The sequence below is a fragment of the Lysinibacillus sp. KCTC 33748 genome, from assembly GCF_002237755.1.
In the GTDB taxonomy this organism is placed as follows: domain Bacteria; phylum Bacillota; class Bacilli; order Bacillales_A; family Planococcaceae; genus Lysinibacillus.
Genome location: NZ_MWSJ01000023.1, coordinates 58,304 through 78,309, shown reverse-complemented (window position 1 = coordinate 78,309; position 20,006 = coordinate 58,304). Strand labels below are relative to the sequence as shown.

The 20,006-nt window shown below is 37.0% G+C and carries 18 protein-coding genes and 3 pseudogenes; 7 read left to right on the top strand and 14 right to left on the bottom strand.

The genetic code is table 11. The features are described 5' to 3' along the window. Nucleotides 1-282: transposase (locus B1B04_RS20775; RefSeq protein ID WP_139376994.1), on the top strand; the 282-nt coding region annotated here is incomplete at its 5' end. Between the two features lie 45 nt (nucleotides 283-327). Here the strand turns inward: B1B04_RS20775 and B1B04_RS20770 are convergent. Then, entirely contained in the window at nucleotides 328-1,179 is an 852-nt protein-coding gene (locus tag B1B04_RS20770) for a LysR family transcriptional regulator (RefSeq protein WP_079563272.1), read from the bottom strand. A gap of 156 nt (nucleotides 1,180-1,335) precedes the next feature. On the opposite strand from B1B04_RS20770, the gene B1B04_RS20765 reads away from it, so the two are divergent. Next, nucleotides 1,336-2,478 carry an MFS transporter gene (locus B1B04_RS20765; RefSeq protein WP_079563271.1) on the top strand — a complete coding sequence of 381 codons (1,143 nt, stop codon included), beginning with the start codon at nucleotides 1,336-1,338 and terminating at the stop codon, nucleotides 2,476-2,478. A gap of 427 nt (nucleotides 2,479-2,905) precedes the next feature. Here B1B04_RS20765 and B1B04_RS20760 read toward each other — a convergent pair whose 3' ends face one another. From B1B04_RS20760 to B1B04_RS20745, 5 genes and pseudogenes are all read right to left on the bottom strand, one after another. Continuing rightward, a complete protein-coding gene (locus tag B1B04_RS20760) occupies nucleotides 2,906-4,342 on the bottom strand; it encodes a YcdB/YcdC domain-containing protein (protein ID WP_240518358.1) in 1,437 nt (478 codons plus the stop codon). Nucleotides 4,343-4,380: 38 nt separating this feature from the next. After that, the gene (gene acnA, locus B1B04_RS20755; RefSeq protein WP_079563270.1) at nucleotides 4,381-7,086 is read right to left on the bottom strand and encodes an aconitate hydratase AcnA; all 2,706 of its coding nucleotides are present in this window, start codon (nucleotides 7,084-7,086) and stop codon (nucleotides 4,381-4,383) included. A 547-nt stretch (nucleotides 7,087-7,633) separates the two neighbouring features. After that, nucleotides 7,634-7,774 (bottom strand): hypothetical protein, encoded by a 141-nt coding sequence (locus tag B1B04_RS25810; RefSeq protein WP_170939045.1) that lies wholly within the window; start codon nucleotides 7,772-7,774, stop codon nucleotides 7,634-7,636. A 321-nt stretch (nucleotides 7,775-8,095) separates the two neighbouring features. Then, nucleotides 8,096-8,650, bottom strand: a complete 555-nt coding sequence (locus B1B04_RS20750; RefSeq protein WP_139376993.1) for a fimbrial biogenesis chaperone — start codon at nucleotides 8,648-8,650, stop codon at nucleotides 8,096-8,098. A 164-nt stretch (nucleotides 8,651-8,814) separates the two neighbouring features. After that, nucleotides 8,815-9,269, bottom strand: a pseudogene (locus tag B1B04_RS20745) (PBSX family phage terminase large subunit); the annotation flags it as partial. Nucleotides 9,270-9,573: 304 nt separating this feature from the next. Between B1B04_RS20745 and B1B04_RS25450 the strand changes: the two are divergent. Further along, the gene (locus tag B1B04_RS25450) at nucleotides 9,574-9,903 is read left to right on the top strand and encodes a hypothetical protein (protein ID WP_139376992.1); all 330 of its coding nucleotides are present in this window, start codon (nucleotides 9,574-9,576) and stop codon (nucleotides 9,901-9,903) included. 444 nt (nucleotides 9,904-10,347) lie between these two features. On the opposite strand, the gene B1B04_RS26285 is transcribed toward B1B04_RS25450, so the two are convergent. The 4 genes from B1B04_RS26285 to B1B04_RS20720 form a co-directional block, all read right to left on the bottom strand. Beyond that, entirely contained in the window at nucleotides 10,348-10,491 is a 144-nt protein-coding gene (locus tag B1B04_RS26285; RefSeq protein ID WP_240518360.1) for a DUF3953 domain-containing protein, read from the bottom strand. Between the two features lie 533 nt (nucleotides 10,492-11,024). Beyond that, complete coding sequence (locus tag B1B04_RS20730) at nucleotides 11,025-11,504, bottom strand: GNAT family N-acetyltransferase (RefSeq protein WP_079563266.1); 480 nt, start codon at nucleotides 11,502-11,504, stop codon at nucleotides 11,025-11,027. Between the two features lie 116 nt (nucleotides 11,505-11,620). Next, nucleotides 11,621-11,833 carry a LuxR C-terminal-related transcriptional regulator gene (locus B1B04_RS20725; protein ID WP_079563265.1) on the bottom strand — a complete coding sequence of 71 codons (213 nt, stop codon included), beginning with the start codon at nucleotides 11,831-11,833 and terminating at the stop codon, nucleotides 11,621-11,623. 27 nt (nucleotides 11,834-11,860) lie between these two features. Further along, a complete protein-coding gene (locus B1B04_RS20720; protein WP_079563264.1) occupies nucleotides 11,861-12,373 on the bottom strand; it encodes a hypothetical protein in 513 nt (170 codons plus the stop codon). 445 nt (nucleotides 12,374-12,818) lie between these two features. Here B1B04_RS20720 and B1B04_RS25805 point away from each other — a divergent pair, with 445 nt between their 5' ends. From B1B04_RS25805 to B1B04_RS20705, 4 genes and pseudogenes are all read left to right on the top strand, one after another. After that, nucleotides 12,819-13,013, top strand: coding sequence for a hypothetical protein (locus tag B1B04_RS25805; protein ID WP_079563263.1), 195 nt, complete (start codon nucleotides 12,819-12,821; stop codon nucleotides 13,011-13,013). A 233-nt stretch (nucleotides 13,014-13,246) separates the two neighbouring features. Then, nucleotides 13,247-13,498, top strand: coding sequence for a helix-turn-helix domain-containing protein (locus B1B04_RS20710; protein WP_079563262.1), 252 nt, complete (start codon nucleotides 13,247-13,249; stop codon nucleotides 13,496-13,498). Between the two features lie 33 nt (nucleotides 13,499-13,531). Next, complete coding sequence (locus B1B04_RS25800; protein ID WP_170939044.1) at nucleotides 13,532-13,690, top strand: helix-turn-helix domain-containing protein; 159 nt, start codon at nucleotides 13,532-13,534, stop codon at nucleotides 13,688-13,690. Between the two features lie 987 nt (nucleotides 13,691-14,677). Further along, nucleotides 14,678-15,041 (top strand): annotated as a pseudogene (locus tag B1B04_RS20705) (IS3 family transposase); the annotation flags it as partial. 110 nt (nucleotides 15,042-15,151) lie between these two features. Here B1B04_RS20705 and B1B04_RS20700 read toward each other — a convergent pair. The 4 genes and pseudogenes from B1B04_RS20700 to B1B04_RS25445 form a co-directional block, all read right to left on the bottom strand. Then, nucleotides 15,152-17,227: a serine hydrolase domain-containing protein gene (locus B1B04_RS20700; RefSeq protein ID WP_079563261.1), complete on the bottom strand. Its 2,076-nt coding sequence runs from the start codon at nucleotides 17,225-17,227 to the stop codon at nucleotides 15,152-15,154. A 303-nt stretch (nucleotides 17,228-17,530) separates the two neighbouring features. After that, nucleotides 17,531-17,695, bottom strand: coding sequence for a DUF6138 family protein (locus tag B1B04_RS26505; RefSeq protein ID WP_254864988.1), 165 nt, complete (start codon nucleotides 17,693-17,695; stop codon nucleotides 17,531-17,533). A 10-nt stretch (nucleotides 17,696-17,705) separates the two neighbouring features. Further along, entirely contained in the window at nucleotides 17,706-17,924 is a 219-nt protein-coding gene (locus B1B04_RS26500; RefSeq protein WP_254864989.1) for a DUF6138 family protein, read from the bottom strand. A gap of 808 nt (nucleotides 17,925-18,732) precedes the next feature. Further along, nucleotides 18,733-20,006: pseudogene (locus tag B1B04_RS25445) on the bottom strand (hypothetical protein); the annotation flags it as partial.

Genomic DNA, 20,006 nt, shown 5'->3' with positions numbered 1-20,006 from the left:
AATGATGTTGTAGAAGTGAAAAAGCGATTACTAGCTTTTTACCGTAAGGTAGAAGAGGCAAAATTACCAGCTTTCTTAAAAGCAATTCAAACATTTAAAAACTGGCAAGTAGAAATCTTAAATAGCTTTAGTTTTGGTTATTCTAACGGCTTCTTGGAAGGTATTAATAATAAAACAAAAGTGATGAAACGGAATGCATATGGCTTTCGACGTTTCGATCACTTTCGAGCAAAAATCTTATTAAATTTAAAGTATAAAGAAATCGGGGTTCATCTGGGTTAAGGTGCTGAAAGATTACAGCACCCCAACATTTGACTTAGAACCCATTTAATTTGATATTAATTTATATAATTTCGAACCTAATTCTTTATGCTTTGTAACCAATGCAATCGTTCTGGATCTTCCAAAATTATTAATCGGTAAAGTAAAAAGTTGAAGATGGCCGATATTTTTTGCCATTAATTCTGGTACAATCGTAATCCCCATTCCAGAAGTTACTGCGCCAAAGACAAAATCCCCAAAGTTTACTTCACTAATGATATTCGGCGTGTAGCCAAGTGATTGTATTTGTTCTACTATATCCTTCCTTGAATCACAAGGAGCTTGATGAACAATAAGCGGCTCCTCACACAGTTCTTCAAGATCAACTGCTATTCTTGAATTAAAACGATGATTCAAAGGAAACACAGCATAATAAGGTTCCGTAAACAACTCCCAATTCCACAAAGATTCTCCCGTATACTTTGCATCCACAAAGATTGCATCAAGTCGCCCTTTTTCTAAAGATTGTAATAGTTCATTTGAAGTATTTTGAATCATTAATGTTATAGGTCGACCAAGTTGCTTAAGTTCATTCATTTTGTTTGGCAAATAGTAAGTGGCTAAGCTAGGCAGACCACCGATCGCAATAGGATTACTTTGACTAAATTGCTGCAATTCTTCACGAATCGCTGTTAATTCAATCAAAACTGGTGTAATTCGGGTGTAGAAACGATCGCCAGCTTCGGTTAATTCGATACCAATGGAAGTCCTATGAAATAATTCCATGCCAAGATTATTCTCTAAGTTTCGTATATGTTTACTTAGTGCAGGTTGGGAAAGATTCGTAATTTGAGCAGCTTTAGAAAAACTTTTTTGATTGGCGGCAGCAATAAAGCTGTGTAACCATTCTACATTCATTGTATCCCTCCATACCCTATAACGATTTGTTATATCCTTATAAAATAGTGATTGTTCCATATTCGAGGTTTTTTAGTAACCTATTAAATATAGAAGGTGCTTCGATTATAACATAACGTTATAGGTTATCACCTTTAATTTATGGAGGTTCAATTTATGAAAAATGTTTTATTATTAGCCTTTGGCATGTTTGCCTTGGGTTTTGATGCTTATGTGATCGCAGGACTTCTCCCAGGAATTAGCGATACGTATCAAAAAAGCACATCACAAGCTGGTCAGGCAGTGAGCATTTTCACTTTATTTTACGCAATATCAGCGCCGTTATTTTCTTCTTTACTTGCCGGAAAACCTATAAAAAAAATCTTAATATGGTCAATGCTACTCTTCACAATAGCGAATAGCGTTACAGCTTTAGCTCCGACCTTTTCTATTCTTCTACTTTCGAGAGCAATTGCAGGGATTGGGGCTGGTTTATTTTCACCTTTAGCTATAGCAGCTTCTACAAAGTTTATTTCAAGTGAAAAGAAAGGAAGAGCTCTAGGATTGACTATAGGAGGTATGAGTATGGGAACAGTGCTTGGCGTTCCTTTAGGTATTTATATATCGAACTTATTTGATTGGAAAGTAACACTTTGGCTATTAGTGATAATCGGTGTCATTTCTATTTTATGTATGCATATGTTTCTGCCCGATTTCCCAACAACACCTCCCCCTGCACTAAACGAACGATTAAAAATGTTCCTGGATAAAAGAGTAACTATAACTGTATGTATAACATTTTTCGCCAGTGTTGCTAGTCTCGGATTGTACACATACCTCTCTCCCCTTTTAGAAGAAATGACAAGCTCGAGTAATTTAACAATTTACTTATGGGCATGGGGATTCGGTGGCTTGGTTGGAAGTATATTGATAGGTTACTTAATCGACTACTTCGGAAAACCAAAAACTTTAGTTACAATCATTTTATTTACTTTAACGTTATCGATTATAAGCATACCCTTAATGCTTAACTTCCCTATTTTAAAATACTTCCCGTTCTTTGTCTGGGGAGCAATGGGTTGGGCATGCCAGGCACCTCAACAACATATTTTACTATCACAACAGCCGAATAACGGAAGTTCGGCAGTGGCATTAAACAGTTCTGTAAATTATTTAGGTAGTGCAATAGGCGCAAGCTTAGGCGGGGTCGTATTGTCTTTACAGTTGGGAACAATAACATTGATTTATTTTGCAGTAATTTCTATGTCATTCGCGATTTGTTTACAGTTTTATAGTATGAAGAAGAATTGTAGCGGATAAATTGATTTGAAAATTGCGGCACTAACCGTCTAATTGATGATTCTAACCATTAATTCGATGGTTAAAGTCGCAACTTTTTGGTTTTACGTTTCATTTTCGTGAGATATCCGTCATTTCATCGGGGTTATTCTTCAATCAATCGGGGCAATCTCTCGTTTAGAGGGTTCTTTCCGTCGCTCTGACAGTTCTATCCGTCACTTTGACGTTTCTATCCACGATTTCGGCAGTTCTATCCACGATTTTGATTAATTTCTAGACCGACCCTTTCATTTTGAAAGAAGTAGAAAAAAACCGACTTCCCAGGAAATCGGTTCTGTACCAAGTGCAACTGACTACTGTTCCGAACAATAACTTTAATCCGCACCACCTATAGTGATTGGAAACTTCTGTACTGTCGCTTTGCTTCCATATAGTAAAAATCAATTCACTAAACATTACTGACAATAATTTCGCCAGTAGTCGCGTCAATATACCGGATAGGTAACTTAGTTTGTCGATCACACGCTTGATAGATAAGTTGATAAGACTCAATTTCGTCATCGTAATTTTTGTCCCAAACCAATTGAAAATCGATATTTTCTAGAAATTGACGATTCGCTTTTTCCAAAGAAATAGCTGGTACTGTAGTCATTTGGCGAAGTTCATCCAAATCAAAATTCGGTCCACTATAATAATCAATCAGTCCAGTTGTACAATTTACAACGACAATCACCATATCAGCAATAGGTAATCCTTGATTATGGGCATGGAATATAAATGAGTCTGATTCTCTTTCATCCTCTTCTTCATCTCCTCGAATTAATCGTTGAAGATAAGGATAGTAGTCCGGAATTACTTTTTGTAAAAAGTCTATTGCTTTTTCATAACATGCTTCATGATTAAGCTGTAGATTTCCTAAGCGTTTATGCAACCATCCAAAGCTTTGTATATTACCATTTTTTTTTGAAATAAAAGTTTTTACTGTATCTTCTGACTGCATTTTAAAAAAGCTGTTCATCGTTAAATCTTTTTTTTGCATCTCCCAATTCCGCTTACGCCACACCATCCCTAGCTCTGGCCCTATATCTACTTCTCGAATAAGCTCCAGTTCATCTGTAATGCCCATGATCGCTTCATTAGTTACTTCATTGGCCGTAAAGTTAGCTGGCAAAGGAGGAAGAGCAGCATAACTTTCAGGCTCATTTTCATCATGAATGATCTTTAAAGTTGGTTTTAATGCATCTGCTTTAAAATTTAAAAATGAATGTACCTCATACACGAGATGAAGTCTATCCTTCGTCACATTGTAAACATCGCGAGATAATTTTGTTATTACTAGTTGTAATGCCAACGTATTACGCACATATTCCATTAGACTTTCCTTGGAAACTAGCTTTAAAGGGATTTCAGGACTCGTCTTAACACCGTCGTATCTAAATTTAACAATATCGCCAAATGCATCAACATCAATAAAACAACCAGCTTGTGCTAATGGTACACCCATAACAAACTGTTCAAAAGAAAAGCGTTCTACACGCGACAGTTTTTTCTTTTGAGAAAGTGTTAAGTCTTTTAAAGCTTCTGGATAATGAATGAGTAAAAATTGTTCCGCACTCCTTTTCTTATCTTCAGTAGAGATAGAATAAGCCTCAGGAACAGTATCATTAGTTTCAATTGATAAATATACGAGATGACCAGTGCAATCTAACTCAACAGTCATACTTTCATCCTGTTGATCATTCGCCCATGAGAACATCACTCTCTCGTCTGCAGAATACTCTTCTATGATTAGCTCATAGTGACTCGGTAACGGAACAATGGATAAAGCGCGTTTTTTCAATTCATCTTTTTGCAAACCAATGCCTCCCCTTTTATGTATAAACAAAAACCGACCTCCTAAGAGATCGGTTTTTATTTAAATGATTATTGAGCAGCTTTTGCGCGAAGAACCATTTGTAGGATACCACCGTGACGGTAGTAGTCTACTTCTACTTCTGAGTCGAAACGAGCTAAAGCTTGGAAAGTTTTAACTGAACCGTCTTCAGATTTAGCAGTTACTGTTAAGATTTCACGTGGTTTCACGTTGTCAGTAATGTTAACAGAGATTTCTTCTTTACCAGTTAAGCCTAGAGTATCAGCAGATTCACCTGGCATGAATTGAAGTGGAAGAACCCCCATCATTACTAGGTTAGAACGGTGGATACGCTCGTAAGATTGTGCGATAACTGTTTTGATACCAAGTAAGTTAGTACCTTTAGCAGCCCAGTCACGAGAAGAACCCATACCGTAGTCGTTACCAGCAAGTACTACTAAGCCAGTACCTTGTTCTTGGTATTTCATACATGCGTCATAGATGTACTCTACTTCACCTGTTGGCCAGTAAGTAGTGAAACCACCTTCTGTACCAGGAGCAACTTGGTTACGGATACGGATGTTTGCAAATGTACCACGCATCATAACTTCGTGGTTACCACGACGAGAACCGTAAGAGTTGAAGTCACGGATAGCAACACCGTTTTCGATTAAATATTTACCTGCAGGTGTATCTTTACCGATTGCACCAGCTGGAGAAATATGGTCAGTTGTAATTGAGTCACCGAACTTCGCCATTACGCGTAAGCCTTCTAAGCCTTTAATAGCTTCTGGATCTTTTGCAAGACCTTGGAAGAATGGTGGGTTTTGGATGTAAGTTGATTTGTCATCAAATGTGTATAGAGACTCAGTTGATGTTTCAATTGCATTCCATTTTTCGTTCGCTGTGAATACAGTTTCGTATTCTTTTTGGAATAATTCACGGTTAACTACAGTACCTAATACTGCGTTAACTTCTTCAGTTGAAGGCCAGATATCAGCGAAGAATACATCGTTGCCATCTTTGTCTTTACCGAATGAATCTTTTTGTAGGTCAACATCCACAGTACCAGCAAGTGCATAAGCAACAACAAGTGGTGGTGAAGCTAAGTAGTTAGCTTTTACAAGTGGGTGTACACGGCCTTCGAAGTTACGGTTACCAGAAAGAACTGAAGTTACGAATAAGTCGTTCTCTTTGATAGCGTCTTCGATTTCAGGAAGTAATGGACCTGAGTTACCGATACATGTTGTACAACCGTAACCTACAGTGTTGAAACCGATTTCGTCAAGGTAAGTTTGTAAACCTGAATCTTCAAGGTAACCAGTTACTACTTTAGAACCTGGTGCTAAAGAAGTTTTTACCCATTTAGGCACAGTAAGACCTTTTTCTACAGCTTTTTTCGCAACTAAGCCCGCAGCGATTAATACGTATGGGTTAGATGTATTTGTACAAGAAGTGATTGCAGCGATTGCTACAGCACCTGTTGGGATTTCTACATCACCTTCAGCGAATTTAGCTACAGAAGTTTTTGCGAATTCATCTTCAGTTAAACCGAAACCTTGTGTACCTTGTGGTGCCACTACTACTTCTTTGTAACGAGTACGCATTCGAGATAGTGGAATTAAGTCTTGTGGACGTTTAGGACCAGAAAGGTTTGGTTCGATTTCAGCTAAGTTTACTTCTAATACGTCAGTGTAAACTGGCTCTAAAGTTGGATCGAAGAACATGTGGTTAGACTTTAAGTAAGATTCTACAACCGCGATGTGCTCTTCGTCACGACCAGTTAAACGCATGTAGTTTAATGATTCTTCGTCAATTGCGAAGAAACCACATGTAGCACCATATTCAGGAGCCATGTTAGAGATAGTCGCACGGTCAGCTAGTGGTAATTTAGTTACGCCAGGTCCGAAGAACTCAACGAATTTACCAACTACGCCACGTTGACGTAATACTTGAGTTACTTTTAATGCTAAGTCAGTAGCAGTAGTTCCGTTTGGAAGATCGCCAACTAATTTAACACCGATAACTTCTGGAATTGGGAAGTATGAAGGTTGACCAAGCATACCTGCTTCAGCTTCGATACCACCAACGCCCCATCCAAGAACGCCGATACCGTTGATCATTGTTGTATGTGAGTCAGTACCTACTACTGAGTCAGGGAATGTTTCGAAAGTACCGTCAGCATTTTCGTTTACGTGTACAACTGGAGCTAAATACTCTAAGTTTACTTGGTGAACGATACCAGTTGCTGGTGGTACAGCACGGAAGTTATCATAAGCAGTTTGAGCCCATTTTAAGAAGTTATAACGCTCAGCGTTACGTTCGAATTCTAGGTCCATGTTTGCTGCTAATGCAGATGCATTACCGTATTTGTCAACTTGTACTGAGTGGTCAATTACAAGGTCAACTGGAATAGCAGGGTTGATTTTGCTTGGGTCGCCGCCCATTTCTTTCATTGCAGAACGTAGAGAAGCAAGGTCAACTACTACTGGTACACCAGTGAAGTCTTGTAATACTACGCGAGAAGGTTTGAATGGTACTTCAGCTTCTGGATTTGCGCCGTTACCCCATTTTGCTAATTCGTTTACGTGCTCTTCATTGATAACATATGCATCATATTGACGTAAAACTGATTCTAATAATACTTTGATTGAGTAAGGAAGGTTTGAAACTTTTGCAACGCCAGCTTTTTCAATCGCAGCTAAGTCATAGTAATTATAAGTTTTACCATTAACTTCGAATGATGCGCGGCTGTTGTGTAAATTACCTTGTGCCATTTGCGGATCCCCCTAAATATCTTTTTGAAAAGGCCTATATAAATTGTTAAAGCATCTTTTCTCCAATACCCATGATAGCTCATTTTTATTCATAAGTAAATTACATTAATATTATCTTTTTCAATAAGCAATACTTATGACATTGGTTTCTAACCAAATGTATTTAATTTTTATGGGTGCATAACATCAAGGTTTTGCAAATCGGAGATTTTTATACCTTCCTATTTAAATGTATTTAAATGCATTTAACTGGGGCGCTTTTTGAGGCTCTTTCTGGGGCATGTAGTTTTTTTATAAATGACGCCTCACCTTTTAAAATATAATATTTAACAATAGTTCGGACAGGTATATTATATAGTAAAGAACTTAACAAAGAAAATAATTTACAACAACTAGAATTTTGTATAGATAAGCATGTTCACACAAAAATCATAAACAGATTACTCATTATTTTTCAATGAGTGACTTTTAATTTACAATACTTTAGCTCACGGATAGCTTTTATCATCTGTTCAGCGTATATCCTCTTCTTTTGAGCACTTGGACCTCATGTTAAACCTTCAGCATCCTCCATCTTCGCGTCTTGTATATCATTAAATGAAATACGTTTTACTGATATATCTGTATCCAGTAATAGTTCCTTTTTGAGTGGATCCATTCCAAATACTAATCCAGTTTTGTCATGCATTTGATTGTTGCTCCATAGCGATAACGTAATCATTTTTTGCATTAGCACGTTGTAAAGTCTGTTCTATTTCCTCAAACTCGCACTCGGTTAAATCACGTTTCTTTTCATGGAATTGCTCTTTCTTTTATTCTCTTATCATTACAAGGTGTTCAGGCAACATCATCGCTGTCCACTTCATTGTCCGGTCTTTAATAAGAACATTTGTTTCTGTTTTGGCAAGTAGAAATTTACGAAATAAAAAAAGACCAAGCTCAAAATTATTGATTGCCTAGCCCTTCTCATTTGTTTATATGATTACTAAGTAGTTCACCTTTCCTAATTTCATATGAAAATAGTTCTCTGAAACTCGCGATGTAACACCGTATTCCCTTCTTGAGGTATACCTAAATTGTTAATACCCCAAGTATTTACAATACATGGATCACCTGGAATGATCGGATCAGTTGGAAAGACTGGATTAGGTGGCAATGTCACCAGTACTTCATAACATGGATCACCTGGTAGCCAAGGATTTTGCGGAGTTGCATGAACGACAAGTAGCTTTTTTGCTGGAATTGTAAAAGTAAGAGGCGTTGGTGTTCCATTAAAAAGTGAAGGTTGAAATTCTCCACATAAGAAGGCTTCTTTTGGCATCTCTTCTTGGGCACAATTTTGCCAATCTAATACCGATACAGTTACTGTTTGTGGTGCGTCTGATTTATTTAAAAGTGTGACAACAATCGTCTCTGTAGCTGGATTTCTCCAAATTGCTCCCGTCGTAATAGTATTTGGAACTGAAGGCTGAGCAAAATTCCCACGACAAATAGGACATGAAGAAACTTTATTTAAACGAACTACATTTTTTGTGCAATCGCAATTACAACAAGATTCCATCATCGCATTGCTCCTTTTAAAATTTCAGCTTAATAATATTAGTTTATGATAAATGATTCATAAAGTTTAGGTTATTTGCACTGTAACAATTTAGTAATTCAGGAACACTAACATTGCATCTGTTATAACTTAAATAATCTTTCCCTAACAATAAATACAGACCCTATCAAGATCATAAACAAGTCTAGTGTCGGGTGTCGCAAACGACCGAGCAACTCTTTAAAGCCTGAATACTTAATCTCACTACATTCCTCTAGCCAAATGAGTGATATGTTGTTGATGGATTTTAGCTTTTCTGGTTTATCCATGCCCTGGAAGATTACCTTCGTGCCGTTCGGAAACTTCACTGTCATTGGAGATGAACTCGTCTTTACTTTTCCGGATAACCCTAAGTCCTCAATAATTTCTGTAAACAAAGGAAACGTACTGTCTCTATGCGTATCGCAAACTTCACGAACGACTAGAGCTGCACGTTTTCTTCAAGTAATTTTAAAAGTTGTTTCAATGAAACATGGTAGGATTTCGAAGAACTCTCCCCATCGACAAGTAGTTGAGTTTTACAACGCCAGTCGAAAAGAAAATCTTTGAAATGTGAATTCACTTCTTTAATTGCAGTTGTCATTTTTTGCTGAACTCCTTTCATGGTATTTATTATCGAACAAACACCTAAGAAGAAAAATATATCTTAAATAAAATAATAGAAAATCATAAAGGGAGAGATTATTTTGAATCCATGTAAAAAAAATTGTTCGTGCGACCGTTGTAAACCATGTTTACAGTCAACAATAAAGGCGATAGATTCATGTCAAGTACAACCAGTACCTTTACCGGCATATGGAAATTTCTTTCTGGCACAGTTCGTAACGCTTAATGCTAATCAACCAATGCCATGGAACGGTACCGGACGAACGGCTGGAGGAATAACTTTGAATCCTGATACAGTTACGATTGAAGTCGCCCAGGCTGGTGATTATTATATTGATTACTATGTACTTGTGCTATTTGAATTAGGTACTAGCCCTGATGCAATTTTGGGAGTATTTGTGGATGGAAATGAGGTCAATCCTATCCAAACTAGATATGCTGCTGATTCCTCCGAACTCGATAGGGAATTATGCATACCAATTTCTGGCGGAACAATTATATCTATTCCTGCCGGTGGAACTGTCCAATTAAGGAATGTAAATGTACTCCCCCTTTCGACTTGCGATGGTCCTGCTCTAGCTGCTTCAATTAACCTGATTAAATTAAATTAATCAGGTAAGAAGGTCGATTATCATTTTTTTAAAATCGACCTTATACATTTTATGGATAGACTATACGTTCCCAGTTAACATAATAGAATTTCATTGGAACATTTTTCTACAAATTCTACTTTCAAAACCACATCAAACTCACCCTATCGCTTACTAGTGTATGCCAGTTCTCTTCGGTATCTAATGTTCCTGAGATACTTACCCACCCGCAAACTAGTCCATTATGGCTGTTTGATGCAGTTTTCAAAGCAAAAGAAAAAGCCTCCATCCTGAGATGAAAGCTTTGATATTGTGGTATTTGTCGAGTTAGCTCACTTGCGACACCGTGGTAGAGCTACACCACGTTATATCGTAAAGCAAATTGTGTTAGTGCATTTCCGTGCACTTGTAGTAAGTTTGACTGAATTATGGAAAGTGGACGAGGTTCACATAAAAACCACTCCTTTATTTAATCCATATGAAACTTTGAATTGACACATATACTGAAAATAAAAATAGCCCGATCAGTAACCAACCATAAGCTTTTCTCTCTCTTTGAAATTCTTTAATTCCTAAAGTTAGGTCAAATAAGCCTAAGAAGAATATCATTAGGAAATTCAGTTGGTAATCACGTATGATAAGTCCATAAGCTGAAAGAGATATTCCTATGATTGCAAAAACAATTTGTAAAATCTTCAGCATAATATTCCAATCCTCTTAAATTTCATTTTTTTATTTATCATACAATAAAAAAGAGGTTATGGTAATGACTGTAAATTCATAGCCTTTTATATTAATTAAGATATATAATCCTTTAAAAAATATGGGCCGGCAATGCATGTCTTGCCTCGAACAAGTTTATGAGGTCGCGGGTCGGTCGTCAACCTGTCTTTACCCAATATTCAGGATTTTATAAACACCAAATGAGGAAAACATTACCACAACGTCCTCCCTCACAGTTAACACGTTAATTTCATACATACATAAAATGTAACGTTTGATCCAAATGATACACTTGCGCCATTTGATACATGTTATTTAGCTAATTTTTCATGAAATGATGCTAAACTTTCTGCAAAACATAAAACCAGAGTTAATCTACAAAATGTGGAATCAGCTCTGGTGACGATGGTAGTTTAATATTATTTTATTAATTGTCTCATGATAATTTCTTCGCCGATACGTCCTATTAGCCTCTCATTTGTATCTTCAAATCCTACTTTTAAATATAGTTTTTGTGCCGGTATATTATCTTTATCTACAACTAAAACAATTTCATCGCAATTAGGGAATTCTGTTTTAACAAACTCAACTAGTAATGCCATTCCTTGTTTTGCGTAACCTTTTCCTTGCTCTTTATGATTAATTGATAATGCAGTTAATAACAAAGCATTCAAATTATTAGAGTATTTCTTTACTCTTTCATTTGAATTTAGGAGAAAGAAACCAACGGGTGTATTATCACTTAAAATAACAATACGATACTGTCCTTCATTAATTTCCTCAAATTTGCTTGGAAGTGCAGAAAATTGTTTTTGTTCCTCTGTAAGTACAAAAGAGTTCAATTCTTTCAAATATTCACTTGAAAAATGTTTTAATTCGACTCTTTTCAATTTTTCCATAGCATAATTCTCCATTCATTTTTTCTATACTTTACCACTTAATTAGGTTTTGGTCATTCATTTATTCGAAATTTCAAAATATAATATCGACGTAAATATTTTGCTTTTTCAACAGTCTATTGCTCCGTTAGGCATACCAAGAGTATTTTAGAAAGCATACTAAAAGGGGCTTTACGCCCCATCATCATTTGTTTTACTATAATGTCTCTTGTACGAATAATCGTTGTACTAGAAAGTTGCATGTGCTTGCCAATTGCTCGCATGCTATTCCCGTTAAGAAGTCTGTGAAGTACCTCAATTTCCCTATCCCCATGCACTAATTTCGCCATACAAAAACACCCCAAAATTTAGATTTATTACTCTAACTTTTGGGGTACAGCACCTGAGTGGTCTATTTTGTTATAGTAGCCTATCGCACTATTAAAAGGGTCAGCACCAAACCAAGTTTGAGTATCATTTTCTTCTGTACATGGTTGAATCCAACAAACGCCAAATGCAAATTTTCTAGCTGCCGTCTCTTGAAATGTTATATATTTAATTCCATCACTTAAATAATCCCCGTTATAATCAAAATAATCGGGTTTATTGGTAAATTCCCCCTCTACTCCAATTGTGAGTTTTATATCATTCTTGTAAAAAGAAATCGCTTCGTATCTTTCCCCACTTTCGATTTCTCCCTTTACATTTATCGAAGGTATGCGACATGTAATTTCTTGATTGTTAAATTCACTTTTGTAATTATAATGAATTAAATATCTACCATTTGCATCTGGACAATACGTTTTTAAATTATCTAATTTTATAGCAGTAAATTCAACTTCCTCACCATTAATGAATACTTTAATAGCACCTAAAGGAGTTAACAACATTATTATCACCCACTTATTTTTCTTTACTATTTTAATAATATCTTATACCACTTTCATTTGGATAACTTTTCCCATCTTCCATTTCAGCCAGTTTTCTAAATTAGGCTAACTTTTTTTAATAGCTAATCACATACAAGAAACTCAGAGTCGTCATACATTATCAATTTTAAACTTTAAAGTTCTAGTTTGAATAACTTTCAATATTCTATCTGAATATCCATCCCAATCTTATCAAAATTCTAATGTTATATATTTACCCTCTTTTTCAAAATAATTATACATAAATGGAACTTAATTGTTATAATTGTATTATATTTTTAATTTTGTTAGGGTATTTTCATTTAGAGATTTAAGAGATTAAATAAAAGAAGCATTTGGAACATGTTTATTGTCCGAACAATTTTGATTTAATGGAATTAAACATAAGTGGATTTAGAGGATATTCATGAAAATGGTTCATAAGAAAAACATAACAGGTATAATTGAAAAAATGAAAAATTTGCATATAAACGATCCAACAATCGAAATTTATTGGGATACGTTGGTATCAAAATTTAGTGATGAAAAAAATACAATTCATTTTTGGATACATGTACTGAAGAAGAAGCTTATTGGGTCTCTTCAGTCTTTGACGACTTAGCACACTTATATCAAAGTAAAGATTATGCTGAGTGCCTAAAAAGATTAGAAAAAAAATATCCTAATTTATTAATATCATATGATATTGAGTTAGCTGAATCATATCTTCAATAAAAATAGAGGTGAACTGTTTGGCTAATGTATCTTTAGTTATAACTATTGCAACATTGATAGTAATTGGCGCAACAATCGTTACAATACGAAAAAGCAAAAAACTCTAGGTGGATAAATCCAATGACACAATACTATTCTTTCGATACAAAAGATGAATTTATTAACTTGGTACAATCTGAAATATTAAATACATCAGAAGCGTTAGAGGAACTTAATATATCTCGTCAGGCGTTAAATTCTCTTGTAAAACGAGGCAAATTAGTTCCAGTAAAGGAATTAAGTCGCGATAGATTATTTTTAAGGGAGGATATAGAAAACCGAAAAGATTTCTCTAGTATGCGTAAATCTAAAAATAAAACTTATGGTGAATAAAATAAATCTATAAAAATATACGGAGGTTCAATAATGAATAGCAAAACACCTGATATAGACAGCCCATTATTTAAAATAATGGATATTGCTGAAGCTTCTGTAATATGGGGAGTGTCTCAGCCATACATTAAATTGTTTTGTTCAAAAGAGGAGGTTATTTGTCGTAAGGTTGGTCGTACTTTGGCTACTTGAAAAAGATCAGCCTAATCCAAGAAAATATGAATCACATTCAATTTAATTCCCAGGAAAAGGAAGCGAACAAAGTGGATTACGTATAATTACTAGCTTACAAGACTTTTAATGCTTATTCTAATTACTACTACTGCAAAAACGAAGAACAGAAAAGTAGAGGTTAATGCGTCCTAAGTACTTAGTATTTATATCCACTAAAACTATGCGAATAACACTCACACGAATAGCTAATATCCTCATCATCGTATCTCTAACGATTTTAATACCTCGCACAACGGATTTTAATAATTTAACAATGTCAGACTATATATTCTTATCACTTTATATCTTTATTATAATTCTTTTCATAGTTAACACCGTACTAGAAATAATTAATAAAAGAACAAGTGATAATGTATGAGTAAAAAATACCTGAAATAGTTAGTTATTTGGTAAAAGATACAATCGTAGCATCCAAATTATATGGATTGTTTGTTGAAAGTGAATAAACACAAAGCCAGGTACTCACTTATATGAGTGCCTGGTTTTTGATTAATATAAATAAGCAATAGCTTTTCCACTTTTGTTATTAGTGCTCGCTTGGCAAAACGTAATACCTCACATTTTGTTTTTACGGTCACATCGCCAAAAATTCCCACCTGTATTTTTACCCACTTTAATACCTCAATGTTTATCTTTGTTAAGGTTTTATATTGTCGAAATCATTTCTAGCACTTTTAATAAATCACTGTAAATATTTATGTAGACTTTCGACATTTTTAGCTTTTCGAGCGATGAAAAGTCGAATTGCAAAGTTCAAATATACTAGTTATTATCGTTAAACTCACTACGATTATGTATTAAAGATAATCCATCACCAGCCTTCTTAAAATCAAGTTTTGCAAAGGTATTAACTCCATTTAATTCTTTACCGAACCGATAATACGTTTATATACTCAAACTGTCCCAGGTAAGGAGTACTTCCCCACCTAGTATGGCACTTAGCGCCTACCGGAAGAGCACCAGCTAATGATGCAGTCAGATCAAGGCTGGCACTATCAAATGAAAAAATATCGTCATACGCTTCAGCCAAGAGGAATTAAACAAAGTATGTCTCGAATAGGAAACTGTTACGACAATTCCGTCATAGGGAAATTCTTTGGCATTTATGAAATCAGAATTTCTATACATTAAAGAGTTTGAAAGTGTAGCGCATTTTAAAACTGAATTAGAAAAATACAGAACGTATTACAGTATAAAACGAATTAAGGATAAATTAAAAGGCATGAATCCAATACAATATCGAATTCATGCCCATCTGCTGCCTAATGAGAAAACTATGTCTAACTTTTGGGATATAGTTCATTTTTAGTGGCTTTTGTTTATTATCTTCTATATATTTCCGAGTTAAGAATGCAGTCAAATTAGCCCGAATTATCTCTGTGTCGTATTGGTTTTGTTGAAGTCGTTCTTGAATTAAAGTTAGTTCAACGTGATTCCAAATTCCGAGTTCGGTGCGCCAGCAAATACAACCGTTCCGTTCTTCGGCAGTTTTACTTTGTTATCGCCATTCACAACAGTAAAATTGACGCATACACCATTCTCATCATACACCGCGAACGAACTCTTTGATGGCAACGCCACTGTCATCGTTTTCCCTGCTGCCGCTTGTGGGATTGTAAACCATTTCGCATGCCCATTTGCTTGCAGCGTAAATTTGGATGATTGGCTTGCATCTAGCGGTTTTACGTTGGATTCACTTACGTATAAATATCCGGACATCTCCATATATTCATCGCCGCCTTCTGTATAGAAACGGGCTTCCGACGTATCACGGCCAAACATCCCAGGTATTTGGAGCTGATGCATCGCCGTGTTAGGGCCTGTAATTTTTTGGCTTCCCCAATAGCCCGCTATGCCTTCCTTGCTGTTGATTTGTGCGGTAAGCATCATTAAATATTGCATAGAACTAAATTTCTCGCTCACAAGATAGAACTTGACACCTTCCCGCTTTGCCCATGCGGCAGCGGTTTCCTTCGATAGCACATAGTATCCTAGTTTCTCGGCTGCATAGTGAGTAATCGCTACTTGCCCTAAACCTGGCGCCGATACATATGTACTCTCCTTCAAATAAGTTCGTCCATTCTTCTCAGTGACGAAATTAAGCTTGGCGGTACCTTCCTCATTAATAAAGCTTCCATCCGCAGTATATACATATTTTTCTCCTGGATTTGATGGGAAGATCAGTTCACCATTCTTCGTAATTTCTATTTTGAATTGACTGATACTATTGCCGTAATAACCTGCTTTCTTTGCTACGTCATGAGGCATCTTGGCCTTGACCGGCTTGCCAAAGGATTTGTTCGGCTTGATATCCTTAATTGAGCCCTTCTCTTTAAGCGCAGCGAGCAGTATTTCAGTCGCCATCAATTGATTTGTAGTGCTGCTACCGCCAGATGACAATACAGCCACTGCCATCTTCTGTTCAGGAAGTACGACCAGTGAAGCATGTTGCAGTATCGTGTCGCCGCCTTTAGCCAAGCCCTTTATCCCATATTCACTGAATGGATATAGTTTCACACTATCCCAGCCAAGACCATAGTTGGAAGTGTTATCTTCATCCCCCGGCCACATTCCTTTTTTATATTCCTCTTGCTCCATCGCCTTGATTGCCTGATCAGAGAGGATTCCTTTTTCCTGCCCCATAAATATTTGTGAGAATCGCACCATATCTTCTGCTGTGGAAGAAATCCCTCCCGTACCAATCACATTCACCGTTTCAGTAGGAAGCTGCCCTTGGTACATTGGAGAATAAAGTCCAGCCCGCTTATCGTCTTCCCATTCGTCCTGCGGCGTTTTCGTATGATTTAGCTTTAAGGGTTTTGTAAACCGTTGATGTATAAATTCGGTAAAGCTCATACCGCTGACTCTTTCCACCATAATCTCAGCTAGCGTAAAACCATCGTTGCAGTATACCGAGAACGCGCCAGGATCCGCCTTCAATTGCTGGTTGGACAATTGCTGCAACAAGTTATCATGCGCATAGGTATCATTATCTTTAAATAAAAATGAACTACTAAACGTACTACCTTGCAAGCCGGAGGAGTGGTTCAACAGCATACGTGGCGTAATGCTTCTGTAACGCTCGTCTTTCATCTTGAAATCAGGAACATAATGGACGACAGGAGCATCCAAATCGACTTTTCCTTCATCGACCAATTTCATTACAGCCGCTGTTACATACATTTTACTGACTGAACCAATCCCGTATAGGGTATCTTTGGTCAGTGGCTGTTTCCCTTCCATATCGTTCTTGCCTGTCTGACCCGACAAAATAAGTTTACCATTATCAATTAGCGCATACTGCACGCTAGTCGTCTCATAGGTTTGCGTAAGTAGAGTAGCCTTCTCTGTCGCAATCTTCTTCAGTTCTTGACTAGCTAAATCTTGGCTAGCCATAACTGTAGTCTGACTGCTAGAAGACGCCATCGCCCCTGTTGGTAGGCTCATCGTTAACGCTAATGTAGCGGCTAACACCAAAGATAGTTTATTTTTCATGATAGAAATACCTCCTTGATTTCTAGATATACACTTCCTCAAACAATAATGAATGCACAATTTTTTGTTTACTTTAACACCTTGATTTCCTCCTCGATAAGAAATATTTCCCATAAATAGAATATCAAAGTTTAACTTTCTCGTAAATACAGTGATAGACTGATACCATGTTGGGCTTATAGTTGATGATGACTAAGTAAATTAAAAAGACCAGCTCGGCTAAATTAGCTTTGCTGGTCATCTTCTATTTTGCAGCTACAACATTTGCCCTGTTAACCCCTTAGTCCTATTGCAATAGCCAATTTATCCAAGATCTGGCTGTCTGCGCCAACTAGTGAGCCACTTTCCTCGATTTCCTTTGGTTTTGGCAGCTATTTTCTTCTGCTTGTCCGGCACGCCCCAGATTAAGTATACGATATGCTCAACCTCGTAATCCTGAAGACCACGAACTTGATTTAGCAGCAGCATGAGATGCCTCTCATTTTCCATATCGATTTAGATTTTCAGTTTCATCGAATACACACTTCACTAGCGTAGGAATCGTTTCCGCGTTAGAACCTTGCCACTCGGCAAAAGCGACCGTGAAGTCGTTCTGAACGGACCAGTGTTCTTCGTCCATTGCCATATATTCTTCTACAAACGGAAAATAAGTATGGTCCTTCAATCCGAGGCCGAAGACTGCATAACTACCTGGCATGCAATTCATTCTACTAGAAGCGTGTGTTTGTTATAATGTATTAATTTCCTTTAGTATTTGATAGAGTCGTGGATTTTGAGAAATATATTTAATATTACTCGCAATGTTCCAACTTCTCTCCGTATCATCTGCAACCAATCGCTCTTATTCCCTTGATGTCCAAACCTTGTGATTTTCTTTAGTTGTGCCATATTTATAATTAGAATAGAAAATCATCAGAGTTGACCTCTATCGGTCCCTTACTATTTGCAAATGAATCTTCAACCAGCGCATTGTTTTTTATCTGCCATGAAAGTTATTTGGAAAAATGATTACTCAGGTTAGGAAATAAGAAATAATTTCCCGGGTAAGCGCAAGAAATGACAAGTTTAGTCTTAATTTCAAACAACAAGCGACTGGTTTTATCATTATTCTTCGCAATTCTGAACATCCAAGCAGGAAATAAAACTCTGATTTGTACATCATTCATCCAATCGCACCACTTAATCTAGTAGATAATCAATAAAGATTTTCACCCTAAAAATTTCCCCAAGGGGAACTATATGCCATTCCAAATCAACCTTCTCCTAATCATATTGCTGAAATTGTTCTGTAATATCTCTTTATATGTATCAATTGGTGCTAAACTTTTACGTTTGAACAAAAATAAAAGTTTACTTGTACCACCGCTATTACACGCAGATTTCCCATAAAAAATAAAATTTATTAAATTTGAAATATTTTCTCCCCAGTAAAAACTGGGGAAATTAATTTTTACTTGTTGAAATTTCAAATTGATGTTTTTGTTTTAATCAAAAAAATTAAATCACTACGTATTTAATAAGATTGTCACAGAAACACCATTTGAAAAAGCCCCACCTGTTGTAGTGAGTTGAACTGAAAGGAGTGTACAACTATTAATTGTTAAATTTGCAGATGTTGTTGAGCAACAATTCGGTGTTATAGACGAGTTTGGTCCTGTAACTGTGGCTATAACTCCAGTTGCTATCGGAGCAGTAAATCCACAGTTTGAACTTGTGAATATTTGGGCAGAAGCAGTTTGTCCAGCACTTAGAGCATGGTCACGTATATTCAAAGTTATACTTTTTATCGTAGCGTTCTCTGGAACAACTAATGAATTTTTTACGAATGAAGCTGAGGCTGTACCTGGTCCAAGAAAGTCATTATTTGCAATTGATTGATCCGTAGAAAGAAAAATTTCCATTAATCCAGAACCACTTGGTCCCGTTGTTCCGGTTACTCCCGTTGTTCCGGTTACTCCTTGTGGGCCTGTTGCTCCTGTTGTTCCTGTTACCCCTTGTAGTCCAGTTACTCCTTGTGAGCCTGTTGCTCCTGTTATTCCGTTTACCCCTTGTGGGCCGGTTACTCCGGTTGCTCCGGTTGATCCATGTGCTCCTGTTGCTCCCGTTGTTCCGATTTCTCCCTGTGGGCCCGTGCCCCCCCTAAATCCCTGGGGACCTATATCTCCTGCAGACCCGGTATGACCTCTTACTCCTTGTGATCCTGTTTCTCCTACCAATCCTTGTGATCCTGTTTCTCCCACCAATCCTTGTGGACCTGTTGCTCCCACCAATCCTTGTGGACCTGTTGCTCCTACTAATCCTTGTGCTCCTGTTGCTCCTACTAATCCTTGTGCTCCTGTTGCTCCCACCAATCCTTGTGCTCCTGTTGCTCCCACCAATCCTTGCGGGCCTGTTGCTCCTACCAATCCTTGTGCTCCTGTTGCTCCTACTAATCCTTGTGCTCCTGTTGCTCCTACTAATCCTTGTGCTCCTGTTGCTCCTACTAATCCTTGTGCTCCTGTTGCTCCCACCAATCCTTGCGGGCCTGTTGCTCCTACCAATCCTTGTGCTCCTGTTGCTCCTACTAATCCTTGTGCTCCTGTTGCTCCTACTAATCCTTGTGCTCCTGTTGCTCCTACTAATCCTTGTGCTCCTGTTGCTCCTACTAATCCTTGTGCTCCTGTTGCTCCCACCAATCCTTGCGCTCCTGTTGCTCCTACTAATCCTTGTGCTCCTGTTGCTCCTACTAATCCTTGTGCTCCTGTTGCTCCTACTAATCCTTGTGCTCCTGTTGCTCCCA

What these genes read in the sequence shown, in the direction of transcription:
- B1B04_RS25800 (WP_170939044.1), top strand. Translation starts at nt 13,532, where the DNA reads ATGAATAGCAAAACACCTGATATAGACAGCCCATTATTTAAAATAATG.
- B1B04_RS20725 (WP_079563265.1), bottom strand. Translation starts at nt 11,833, where the DNA reads ATGGCGAAATTAGTGCATGGGGATAGGGAAATTGAGGTACTTCACAGA.
- acnA (WP_079563270.1), bottom strand. Translation starts at nt 7,086, where the DNA reads ATGGCACAAGGTAATTTACACAACAGCCGCGCATCATTCGAAGTTAAT.
- B1B04_RS25810 (WP_170939045.1), bottom strand. Translation starts at nt 7,774, where the DNA reads ATGCATGACAAAACTGGATTAGTATTTGGAATGGATCCACTCAAAAAG.
- B1B04_RS26500 (WP_254864989.1), bottom strand. Translation starts at nt 17,924, where the DNA reads ATGCCAGGTAGTTATGCAGTCTTCGGCCTCGGATTGAAGGACCATACT.
- B1B04_RS26505 (WP_254864988.1), bottom strand. Translation starts at nt 17,695, where the DNA reads ATGCTGCTGCTAAATCAAGTTCGTGGTCTTCAGGATTACGAGGTTGAG.
- B1B04_RS26285 (WP_240518360.1), bottom strand. Translation starts at nt 10,491, where the DNA reads ATGATATTCTTCTTAGGCTTATTTGACCTAACTTTAGGAATTAAAGAA.
- B1B04_RS20750 (WP_139376993.1), bottom strand. Translation starts at nt 8,650, where the DNA reads ATGATGGAATCTTGTTGTAATTGCGATTGCACAAAAAATGTAGTTCGT.
- B1B04_RS20765 (WP_079563271.1), top strand. Translation starts at nt 1,336, where the DNA reads ATGAAAAATGTTTTATTATTAGCCTTTGGCATGTTTGCCTTGGGTTTT.
- B1B04_RS25805 (WP_079563263.1), top strand. Translation starts at nt 12,819, where the DNA reads ATGAAAATGGTTCATAAGAAAAACATAACAGGTATAATTGAAAAAATG.
- B1B04_RS20770 (WP_079563272.1), bottom strand. Translation starts at nt 1,179, where the DNA reads ATGAATGTAGAATGGTTACACAGCTTTATTGCTGCCGCCAATCAAAAA.
- B1B04_RS20700 (WP_079563261.1), bottom strand. Translation starts at nt 17,227, where the DNA reads ATGAAAAATAAACTATCTTTGGTGTTAGCCGCTACATTAGCGTTAACG.
- B1B04_RS20720 (WP_079563264.1), bottom strand. Translation starts at nt 12,373, where the DNA reads ATGTTGTTAACTCCTTTAGGTGCTATTAAAGTATTCATTAATGGTGAG.
- B1B04_RS20710 (WP_079563262.1), top strand. Translation starts at nt 13,247, where the DNA reads ATGACACAATACTATTCTTTCGATACAAAAGATGAATTTATTAACTTG.
- B1B04_RS20730 (WP_079563266.1), bottom strand. Translation starts at nt 11,504, where the DNA reads ATGGAAAAATTGAAAAGAGTCGAATTAAAACATTTTTCAAGTGAATAT.